The following is a 10,560-nucleotide window of genomic DNA, read 5'->3' as shown; positions in this document are numbered from 1 at the left end:
GTGGTCCTACCCCCGTGCTTTCTACCTTGCACGGGGCCCATGGGTGCGATCGGCACCCGGCTTTCCCTGCGCCCTCTCTTCAAGGAGTGGGCGGAACAAAAGACAAAACTCGGACGATTCATGTCGCGAGAATGCAGAGTTACGTCCTCACCACAGCTGTCATCGCCCGGCTCGACCGGGCGATCAAGTACGCCGCGGCCTGTCGGTTTCAAGCTCAGCTGTCCCTGGAATGCTGGATCACCCGCGGGTGATGACACCGAATATGTCGCGGGTCGGGCGCCAAAAACTCCATGTTGTCCCTCGAGAAGTATGCAGGCACGACGGCCCGGAACGGGCAACACCGCCCTTGACAATTATTTTAAGTATAAAATATTATCCCCGCTGTCGGCCTTCTGGATAAGTCCCCCGCCGACGCCAACGGGAGAGCGCCATGCGCATCGTTTGCATTGGAGGCGGGCCGGCCGGGCTCTATTTCGGCATCCTGATGAAGATGCTGGATCCCGCGCACGTCATTTCCGTGGTCGAGCGCAACCGGCCGTATGACACGTTCGGGTTCGGTGTCGTGTTTTCCGATGCGACCATGGACAACATGCGCAAATGGGATCCGGTCACCGCAGACACGATCGAGCAGGCGTTCAACCACTGGGACGACATCGAGGTCCTGATCAAGGGCCGGCGGATGCGTACCACCGGCCACGGTTTCGTCGGCATCGGACGCAAGCGGCTGCTCAACATCCTGCAGGCGCGCGCCGAGGAACTCGGCGTCGAGCTGATCTTCGAGCGCGAAGTCAATTCCGACCTCGACTTCCCCGATGCCGACCTGATCGTCGCCGCCGACGGCGTCAATTCGAAGATCCGCACCAAATACGCCGACGCCTTCCAGCCCGACATGCTGATGCGGCCGAACCGCTACATCTGGCTGGGCACCAACCGCCAGTTCGACGCCTTCACCTTCGACTTCCGCAAGACCGAGCACGGCTGGTTCCAGGCGCATATCTACAAGTTCGAGGAGGGGACTTCGACCTTCATCGTCGAGACCACCGAGGAGGCGTTCCTCGCCCACGGCCTCGACAAGATGGACCAGGACGGCTCGATCGCGTTCTGCGAGAGCGTGTTCGCCGAGATCCTCGAGGGTCATCACCTGGTCTCCAACGCGCGGCATCTGCGCGGCTCGGCCTGGCTGTCGTTCCCGCGGCTGATCTGCGGCAAGTGGACCACGTTCAACGGCAACAGCCATGTGGTGCTGATGGGCGATGCTGCCCACACCGCGCATTTCGCGATCGGCTCGGGGACAAAGCTCGCGCTGGAAGATGCGATCGAGCTGACCAACCAGTTCAAGCAACATGGCACGGCGCGCGAGACCATTCCCGCCGTGCTGACGGCCTATGAAGAGCTGCGCCGGGTCGACGTGGCGCGGATCCAGAATGCGGCGCGCAACGCGATGGAATGGTTCGAGGTGGTCGGCTCGCGCTATGCCGACACGCTCGAGCCCGAGCAATTCATGTATTCTCTGCTGACCCGCTCGCAGCGCATCAGCCACGAGAATTTGCGGCTGCGCGACAGGGCGTGGCTCGAGGGCTATGAGCGCTGGTTCGCCGAGCGTAACGGCGTACCTGCCACCAACGACCGCGTCACGCCGCCGATGCTGACGCCGTTCCGCATCCGCGGGCTGTCGCTGCACAACCGGATCATCGTCTCGCCGATGGCGATGTATTCGGCGGAAGAGGGCGTGCCGGGCGACTTCCATCTGGTGCATTTCGGCTCCCGCGCGCTCGGCGGCGCCGGACTGATGTTCACCGAGATGACCTGCGTCTCGCCGGAGGCGCGGATCACGCCCGGCTGCTGCGGGCTGTGGAATGACGAACAGGCGACGGCTTACAAGCGCATCGTCGACTTCGTGCATGGCAATTCGCAAGCGCGGATCGGCATCCAGCTCGGCCATGCCGGCCGCAAGGGCTCGACCCGGGTGGCCTGGGAGGGCATGGACGAGCCGCTGCCCGATGGCAACTGGCCGCTGGTGTCGGCCTCATCCGTTCCCTATCTGCCTGAAGGCCAGCTGCCTGCGCCGATGACGCGGGCCGAGATGGACGAGGTGCGCGAGCAGTTCGTCGCCGCGGCGAAGCGCGCCGCCGGGATCGGCTTCGACATTCTCGAGCTGCACTGCGCCCACGGCTATCTGCTGTCGAGCTTCCTGTCGCCGCTGACCAATCGCCGCGACGACGAGTATGGCGGCTCGATCGAGAACCGCGCGCGCTATCCGCTGGAGGTGTTCCGTGCGGTCCGCGCTGTGTGGCCCGAGGACAAGCCGATGTCGGTGCGGCTGTCCTGTCACGACTGGGCCGAGGGCGGCAACACGCCCGAGGACGCGCTCGCCTTCGCCAAGCTGTTCAAGGCGGCCGGCGCCGATTTGATCGACTGCTCGTCGGGCCAGGTCTGGGCCGACGACCATCCCGTCTATGGCCGGCTCTACCAGACGCCGTTCGCCGACAAGATCCGCAACGAGGTCGGGATCGCCACCATCGCGGTCGGCGCGATCTCGGAGGCGGATCATGCCAACTCGATCATCGCGGCCGGCCGCGCCGATCTCTGCGCCATCGCGCGGCCGCATCTCGCCGATCCCGCCTGGACGCTGCATGAGGCGGCCAAGATCGGCGTGAAATCGATCGCCTGGCCGAAGCAGTATCTGTCGGGCAAGTCGCAATACGAGGCCAATCTCGCGCGCGCTGCCGGAGCAAAGTCATGATGCACTTCTGGCCCAACGCCCATGCACTCGTTACCGGCGCGGGAACCGGCATCGGGGCCGCAACGGCGATCGCGCTGGCCAAGGCCGGCGTACGCGTCAGCATTGCCGGGCGGCGGATCGAGGCGCTGAAGCAGACCGCGGCATCGCTCGGCAACCGCGCCGGTGTGGTGGCCTCGATCGACGTGACTGATGAGGCCGCGGTCGCAAGAGGCGTCGCGGAGATCGAGGCCAAGGCGGGGCCGATCGATATCCTCGTCAACAATGCCGGCAAGGCCGGAAGCGCGCCATTCGACAAGACCGGCGCGGCGCTGTGGGCGGACATGCTGGCGAGCAACCTCTCCAGCGTGTTCCTGGTGACGCATGCCGTGCTGCCCGCCATGGCGCAGCGCGGCCGCGGGCGCGTGATCAATGTCGCCTCGACCGCCGGCCTCACCGGCTATGCCTATGTTTCGGCCTATGTCGCCGCCAAGCATGGCGTTGTCGGCCTGACCCGCTCGCTGGCGCTGGAATATGCCCGGCGCGGCGTCACGGTGAACGCGGTCTGCCCGGGCTACACCGATACGCCGCTGGTGGCGGATGCCGCGGCCAACATCGTCGCCAAGACCGGGCGCAGCGAGCAGGAGGCGCGCGCGGTGCTGGCAAAAGTCAATCCGATGCAGAGGCTGGTGACGCCGGAGGAGGTAGCCGATGCCATCCTCTGGCTGGCTTCCGAGGGCGCATCGTCGATCAACGGACAAGCCGTCGCGGTTGCCGGCGGCGAGGTCTTTACCGGGTGAAGGAACATGTCATGTCCGAGATGAAAGCAAAGCTCCGTCCATTCAAGGATTATTCCGCAAAGCACTTCCGCTGGTCGACCGACGACGATGGTCGCGTTGCGACCCTCACCCTGAACCGACCCGACAAGAAGAACCCGCTGACCTTCGAGTCCTACGAGGAGTTGCGCGAGCTCTTCAGCGATCTCCGCTATGCGTCCGACGTCCGCACGATCGTGCTGACGGGCGCCGACGGCAATTTCTGCTCCGGCGGCGACGTGTTCGAGATCATCGAGCCGCTGACGCGGATGGCGATGCCGGACCTGCTTGCCTTCACCCGGATGACCGGCGAGGTGGTGCGCGCGATGCGCAAATGCCCGCAGATCGTCGTTGCCGCGATCGACGGCATCTGCGCCGGCGCCGGCGCGATGCTGGCGCTGGCATCCGACCTTCGGCTGGCGACGCCGCAGGCCAAGACCGCGTTCCTGTTCACCCGCGTCGGCCTCGCCGGGGCCGACATGGGAGCCTGCGGATTGTTGCCGCGCGTGATCGGGCAGGGCCGCGCTGCGGACCTGCTCTACACCGGCCGCGCCATGAGTGCCGACGAAGGCCTCGCGTGGGGCTTCCACAATCGCCTCGTGCCCGCGGCCGAACTTGCCGGCGCCGCGCACGATCTGGCGCGCTCGCTGGCTGATGGTCCCTGGTTCGCGCATGGCGTGACAAAAACCATGTTCAACCAGGAGTGGGCGATGGGCGTCGACGAGATGATCGAGTCGGAAGCACAGGCGCAGGCGATCTGCATGGTCACCGGCGACTTCCGCCGCGCCTTCGACGCGTTCGCCGCCAAGCAGAAACCAGCCTTCGAGGGCAATTGAGATGAGCGAGATCCTGCAACCGGACGGATGGGCCAAGCCGATCGGCTATGCCAACGGCGTCGCCGCGCGCGGCAAACAGATCTTCATCGCCGGCCAGATCGGCTGGAACGGGCAATGCGTGTTCGAGAGCGATGATCTCGTGGCGCAGATCGGGCAGACCCTGCGCAACATCGTCGCGGTCGCCGCCGCCGGTGGCGCCGGGCCCGAGCACATCGTGTCGATGACCTGGTACCTGCTCGACCGCAAGGAATATTCGGCGCGGCTGAAGGAAATCGGCACGGTCTACCGCGACGCCATGGGCCGGCGCTTTCCGGCGATGACCGCGGTCCAGGTGGCCGGCCTGATCGAGGACCGCGCCAAGGTGGAAATCCAGGCGATCGCGGTGGTGCCGGATTAATCATTCCGGCGACCGGACCATTAACCTAAGGGGCAGATGGCGGCCGGAGCGGGAGCGGAGATGACAAAGCGGCTTGCGGGCGGGCGAGCCGGCGTGCGACCCTAGGAACAGGTGCAAGACGTCCTGTTGTAGTGGAGTAAGGACGATGAAGGCGATTGTCGTCGGAGGCGGAATCGGCGGCCTCACCACGGCTCTGATGCTGCGCGCGCGCGGCATCGGTTGCGAGCTCTACGAGCAGTCGGACACCATCCGCGAGCTCGGTGTCGGCATCAATACGCTGCCGCACGCGATCCGCGAACTGGCCGGGCTCGGCCTGCTCGACAGGCTCGACGACGTCGCGATCCGCACCCATGAGCTGTTCTACCTGACCCGCCATGGCCAGCAGGTCTGGCATGAGAAGCGTGGGCTGGATGCCGGCCACGAGGTGCCGCAATTCTCGATCCATCGTGGCCGCCTCCAGGGCGTGATCCATCAGGCGGTGATCGAACGCCTCGGCGCCGATGCGATCCACACCGGCTGCCGGCTCGGCTCCTTCACGCAGGACGAAGGCGGCGTGTCGGCCCATTTCTTCGATCGAGCCGGCTGCCATGTCCACACCGCGCGCGGCGACATCCTGATCGGCGCCGACGGCATCCATTCCAAGGTGCGCGAGACGCTGTTTCCGAACGAGGGCGGCCCGTGCTGGAACGGCCTGATGCTGTGGCGCGGCGCCACCGACTGGCCGGCGTTCCTGACCGGGCGCTCGATGATCATAGCCGGCGGGCTGAATGCGAAGGCCGTGATCTATCCGATCGCGCCCGGATCAAGCCCGGCAAGCCGCCTGACCAATTGGGCGGTGCTGGTGCGGATCGGCGACGGCACCTCGCCGCCGCCGCGCCGCGAAGGCTGGTCCAATCTCGGCCGCCGCGAGGAGATGATGCCCTATGTCACGAGCTTCACGATCCCGCAGGTCGACTTCGCCGGGCTGATCGGCGCGACGCCGGAATTCTGGGAATATCCGTGCTGCGACCGCGATCCGCTGCCCTATTGGTCGAGCGGCCGCGTCACGCTGCTCGGCGATGCCGCGCATCCGATGTATCCGGTCGGCTCGAACGGCGCGTCGCAGGCGATCCTCGATGCGCGCTGCCTTGCCGATGCGCTGGCGCGGTCGGAGCATCCGCGCCAGGCGCTGGTTGCCTATGAGCGGCAGAGGTTGCCGATGACCGCTGACATCGTCGCCTCAAATCGGCGCGGCGGGCCGGAGGGCGTGATCGACGCCGTCGAGCAACTCGCGCCGCAGGGCTTTACCGACGTCGACACCATCCTGAACTACGAGGCGCGCGAGGCGATCGTGCGCGGCTATGCCGCCAAGGCCGGCTTTGCCGCGCGCGTGGTGGCGCGGCAATAGCCGAGGCGGATTGGTTACGCCGGAGGCGGGGGCAGGAAGTGGATGTTGTGCTCGGCGGCGAGCCGCACCACGTCATCCGGGTTCTGCTCCTTCATGTTGTGGATCGCCCAGAACAGGTCGTACAGCCTGCGGGTCGGCGATACCCAGAACAGGGTCTTGGCCGGCTGCTGCGACTTGTTGAAGATGCCGTGCGGCTTGCCCATCGGCAGCCGAACCAGGTCGCCGGGCGTGGCGGATTCATCGGCGCCGTCCAGCATGAAATCCAGCTTGCCCTCGAGGATGTAGAGATACTCGTCCTGGTCGGGGTGGATGTGCGGCGGCACGAAGGTGCCCGGCGGGAACGTCGCGTGCCAGGAGAAGGAATGCTCGGTGCGGCTCTTCGGCACATAGGTCTGGCCGAGGATGCTCCAGGAAATGCCCTGGATGCCCTCGTTGGCGCGGGTGATTCCGGCGATCTCGTCTTTCATGGTCATGTCTGCTCCTGCGATCTATTTGGCGGCACAGTCCTTGGCGTAGCGGTCGCCGTAGTTGGAAAACACCTTCTCCACGATCTCGGTCTGGAACTTGCCGTCCGGCCGCTTCGCCACCTTGGTGAGGTAGAAGTCCTGGATCGGATAGCCGTTGGTGTTGAATTTGAAGTTACCGCGCAGCGAGGTGAAGTCGGCCTTCTTCAGCGCGGCTGCGACAGCGTCCTTGTTGGAGAGGTCGCCCTTCACCGCCCTGACCGCACTGTCGATCAGCATCGCCGTGTCATAGGCCTGCATCGCGTAGGTGCCGGGCACGCCGTTATAGGCCGCCTCGTATTCGGCAACGAACTTCTTGCTCCCGGCATTGTCGAGGTTCGGCGCCCAGTTCGCACCGCCGAACATGCCGACCGCGGCGTCCTGCTGCGCGGGCAGGGTGGATTCATCGACCGTGAAGGCGGAGAGAACCGGCACGGTCGCGCCGGCCTGCTTGTACTGCTTCACGAGATTCACGCCCATGCCGCCGGGCATGAAGGTGAACAGCGCATCCGGCTTCAGCGCGGCGATCTTGGAGAGTTCGGGCTGGAAGTCCAGCGTGTTCAGCGGCGTGTAGGATTCCTCGACGATCTCGCCCTTGTAGTCGAGCTTGAAGCCCGCGACGGAATCGCGCCCGGCCTGGTAGTTCGGCACCAGCAGGTAGACGCGCTTGTAACCGCGATCCTGCGCGACCTTGCCGAGGATCTCGTGCACCTGGTCGTTCTGGTACGACGTCACGTAGAAGAACGGGTTGCACTCCTTGCCGGCATAGCTGGAGGGCCCGGCATTCGGGCTGATCAGGAAGGTCTTGCTGTCGGTGACCGGGCGGTGGATCGCCAGCAGGATGTTGGAGAAGATCGGGCCGACCACGAAGTCGACCTTGTCGCGCTCCAGGAGCCCGCGCACCTTGGTGACGGCGGCGTCGGGCTTGAGTTCGTCGTCGGCGTTGATGACCTCGACGTCGCGGCCGGCCATCTTGCCACCGAGATCCTTGACGGCGAGCGCAAAGCCGTCACGCACCTGCTGGCCGAGCGCCGCGGCCGGGCCGGAGGTCGTCACGATCACGCCGATCTTGATCTTCTCCTGCGCGATGGCCGGAGAGATCACGACCCCGAGCACGGTCGCCAGTATTGCAAACTTCAGCTGTTTCATGTTGCTCCCCCGACCTCGGTTGCGATGATGCCTTTTTCAAAGTCTTGGCCTCAGCTTATTCTGACGAGCGCGACCGCCGCAAGCGATGTGGCAGCGCATCAGAGCAAGGAGCGTCTTGCATGCAAGGCGCGCGCCAATTGCTTGAAGGTTAAAGAAATTGCGCGGCTGCTCAGGCAAAATCGCCCGGGATTCGCAATTCTCCTTGCGGCGCGCCGCGAATTGTTTGAAGCTCAAAACAACCGGTCCGACCCGGAAAAGCCAAGGCGCCATTGTCGCATGACCCTCGATTCCGAAACCAAAGCCGTCGAGCTCCCCGATGACCACGGCACCGAGCTCAGGCTATGGCTCCGCCTGTTGACCTGCACCACCCTGATCGAAGGCGAGGTGCGCGGCCGCCTGCGCGAACGGTTCGACGTCACGCTGCCGCGCTTCGACCTGATGGCCCAGCTCGACAAGGTGTCCGACGGCATGACGCTGTCGGATCTGTCGAAACGGATGATGGTCTCCAACGGCAACGTCACCGGCCTCGTCGAGCGTCTGGTCGAGTCCGGTCATATCGACCGCCGCACCTCGGAGACCGACCGCCGCGTCCAGTTCATCCGATTGACCAAACTCGGCCGCGCCGAATTCCGCAAGATGGCGATCGAGCATGAGAAATGGATCGCGGATATCTTCGGCGACCTCTCGCCCAAGGACATCCGCGAGCTGATGCGCCTGCTGGCCAAGACCAAGGGTTCGGCGCAGCGCGCCGCAAGGACCAGAACGACGTGACGGCGTGACCGGCATCGACTGCCAGGTCGCGCACGACAACCGCGCCCGGGTGCCAGAAAGACCGGCGCAGTTGGCCGGCCACGCGGTTCGGTGTCGTGGTCGACGCCAATCACTTCACCGCGATCGCGCCGGAGCCGGATGGTGCGGCGGCTGAAAGAGCTCACCCAGATCTGACAGGCGCCGGGTTTTTCTGATTTCCGCCCTTGCGCCAAATTATTTTAAGTATAAAATGATTTCCAGGTTGGTACGCTGCCGGGCGTCCCCGATCTTGGTCTTCTCGATGCTGGTCTTGGCCTTTCTGAATCGAAAGCGAGGGCAATCGAATGTCAGGTGAATTTCCCGGGCTTGGCCCATCGGGGCATGTCGACGATTTCGCGCGGCGCAATCTGCCGCCGCCGGATCAATGGCCAAAGCTGCTGCTCGACCGTCCCGAATTCCAGTATCCCGACTATCTCAACGCCGCGGTCGAGCTCACCGACCGCATCGTCGAGAAGGGGATGGGCGACAACATCGCGCTGATCGGCAATGGCCGGCAGCGCACCTACAAGGAACTGGCCGACTGGTCGAACCGCCTGGCGCATGCGCTGGTGGAGAATTACGGCGTCAAGCCCGGCAATCGCGTGCTGATCCGCTCCGGCAACAATCCGGCGCTGGTCGCGGCCTGGCTCGCCGCGACCAAGGCAGGCGCCGTCGTCGTCAACACCATGCCGATGCTGCGCGCGGGCGAACTGGCCAAGATCGTCGACAAGGCCGAGATCGCGCTGGCGCTGACCGACAGCCGCATTGCGGACGAACTGGTCGCCTGCGCCAAGACCAGCAAATTCCTCAGGCAGGTGGTCAATTTCGACGGCACGCAGAACCATGACGCCGAGCTCGATCGCATCGCGCTGAACAAGCCGGTGAAGTTCGCGGCGGTGAAGACCGGCCGTGACGATGTTGCGCTGCTCGGCTTCACCTCGGGCACGACGGGCGAGCCGAAGGCGACGATGCATTTCCACCGTGATCTCCTGATCGTGGCCGACGGTTACGCAAGGGAAGTGCTGAAGGTGACGCCGGATGATGTATTCGTCGGCTCGCCGCCGCTCGCTTTCACCTTCGGTCTTGGCGGGCTCGCAATCTTCCCGCTGCGGTTCGGGGCGACTGCGACGCTGCTGGAGAACGCTGCGCCGAGCGAGATGATCAGGATCATCGAGACCTACAAGGCGACGATCTGCTTCACCGCGCCGACCGCCTATCGCGCAATGATGGCGGCGATGGACAAGGGCGCCGATCTGTCGTCGCTGCGACTTGCGGTCTCGGCCGGCGAGACGCTGCCGGCACCGGTATTCGAGAACTGGACCAGGAAAACCGGCAAGCCGATTCTCGATGGCATCGGAAGCACCGAATTGCTGCACATCTTCATCACCAACCGCGCCGGCAGCGCCGTCGGCGGTACGACCGGCAACCCCGTCACCGGTTATGAAGCCAAGGTCGTCGATGAAGACATGAACGAGTTGCCGCCGGGGACGGTCGGCAAGCTCGCGGTCCGCGGCCCGACCGGCTGCCGCTATCTCGCCGACGCCAGGCAAACCAATTATGTCCGTGACGGCTGGAACGTTACTGGCGATGCCTTCGTCAGCGACGAGAACGGCCGGCTGTCTTTTGTCGCGCGGGCCGACGACATGATCATCTCGGCGGGCTACAACATCGCCGGTCCCGAGGTCGAGGCGGCGCTGCTCGGGCATCCCGACGTAGCCGAATGCGCCGTGATCGGCGCGCCCGACACGGAGCGCGGACAGATCGTGTCGGCCTTCGTCGTGCTGAAGCAGGGCGCGCGCAACGATGATGGCGAAGTCAAGCTGCTGCAGGACTACGTCAAGGCGACGATCGCGCCCTACAAATATCCCCGCGCCATTTCCTTCGTGGAGGCGCTGCCGAAGACCCAGACCGGGAAGATCCAGCGCTTCAAGCTCCGGGAAGCGAGCTGAGGCGGCGGCATTCAGC

9 protein-coding genes are annotated in these 10,560 nt (G+C 65.0%); 7 read left to right on the top strand and 2 right to left on the bottom strand.

The genetic code is table 11. The annotated features are described in order from the left end of the window. Positions 1-430: 430 nt before the first annotated feature. The 5 genes from JQ586_RS37020 to JQ586_RS37000 all read left to right on the top strand — a co-directional run bounded on the left by JQ586_RS37020 (position 431) and on the right by JQ586_RS37000 (position 6,154). Entirely contained in the window at positions 431-2,743 is a 2,313-nt protein-coding gene (locus JQ586_RS37020) for a bifunctional salicylyl-CoA 5-hydroxylase/oxidoreductase (protein ID WP_212399582.1), read from the top strand. Continuing rightward, positions 2,740-3,519 carry an SDR family NAD(P)-dependent oxidoreductase gene (locus JQ586_RS37015; protein WP_212399581.1) on the top strand — a complete coding sequence of 260 codons (780 nt, stop codon included), beginning with the start codon at positions 2,740-2,742 and terminating at the stop codon, positions 3,517-3,519. The genes JQ586_RS37020 and JQ586_RS37015 overlap by 4 nt, the downstream gene beginning before the upstream one ends. Before the next feature lie 11 nt (positions 3,520-3,530). Beyond that, entirely contained in the window at positions 3,531-4,370 is an 840-nt protein-coding gene (locus JQ586_RS37010; protein WP_212399580.1) for an enoyl-CoA hydratase family protein, read from the top strand. Position 4,371: 1 nt separating this feature from the next. After that, on the top strand, positions 4,372-4,767 hold the full coding sequence (locus JQ586_RS37005) for a RidA family protein (protein ID WP_212399579.1): 396 nt from the start codon (positions 4,372-4,374) through the stop codon (positions 4,765-4,767). A gap of 145 nt (positions 4,768-4,912) precedes the next feature. Further along, complete coding sequence (locus tag JQ586_RS37000) at positions 4,913-6,154, top strand: flavin-dependent oxidoreductase (protein ID WP_212399578.1); 1,242 nt, start codon at positions 4,913-4,915, stop codon at positions 6,152-6,154. A 14-nt stretch (positions 6,155-6,168) separates the two neighbouring features. On the opposite strand, the gene JQ586_RS36995 is transcribed toward JQ586_RS37000, so the two are convergent. Next, positions 6,169-6,621 (bottom strand): cupin domain-containing protein, encoded by a 453-nt coding sequence (locus tag JQ586_RS36995; RefSeq protein WP_026192554.1) that lies wholly within the window; start codon positions 6,619-6,621, stop codon positions 6,169-6,171. 21 nt (positions 6,622-6,642) lie between these two features. Further along, positions 6,643-7,806, bottom strand: coding sequence for an ABC transporter substrate-binding protein (locus JQ586_RS36990; protein WP_212399577.1), 1,164 nt, complete (start codon positions 7,804-7,806; stop codon positions 6,643-6,645). A gap of 276 nt (positions 7,807-8,082) precedes the next feature. On the opposite strand from JQ586_RS36990, the gene JQ586_RS36985 reads away from it, so the two are divergent. Both JQ586_RS36985 and JQ586_RS36980 read left to right on the top strand, forming a co-directional pair. Beyond that, on the top strand, positions 8,083-8,577 hold the full coding sequence (locus JQ586_RS36985) for a MarR family winged helix-turn-helix transcriptional regulator (RefSeq protein ID WP_212399576.1): 495 nt from the start codon (positions 8,083-8,085) through the stop codon (positions 8,575-8,577). Positions 8,578-8,900: 323 nt separating this feature from the next. Beyond that, positions 8,901-10,544 (top strand): AMP-binding protein, encoded by a 1,644-nt coding sequence (locus JQ586_RS36980; RefSeq protein WP_212399575.1) that lies wholly within the window; start codon positions 8,901-8,903, stop codon positions 10,542-10,544. Positions 10,545-10,560: the final 16 nt, after the last annotated feature.

This window comes from Bradyrhizobium jicamae (genome assembly GCF_018130215.1).
Taxonomy (GTDB): domain Bacteria; phylum Pseudomonadota; class Alphaproteobacteria; order Rhizobiales; family Xanthobacteraceae; genus Bradyrhizobium; species Bradyrhizobium jicamae_A.
This window is presented reverse-complemented; position numbering and strand designations above follow the sequence as displayed.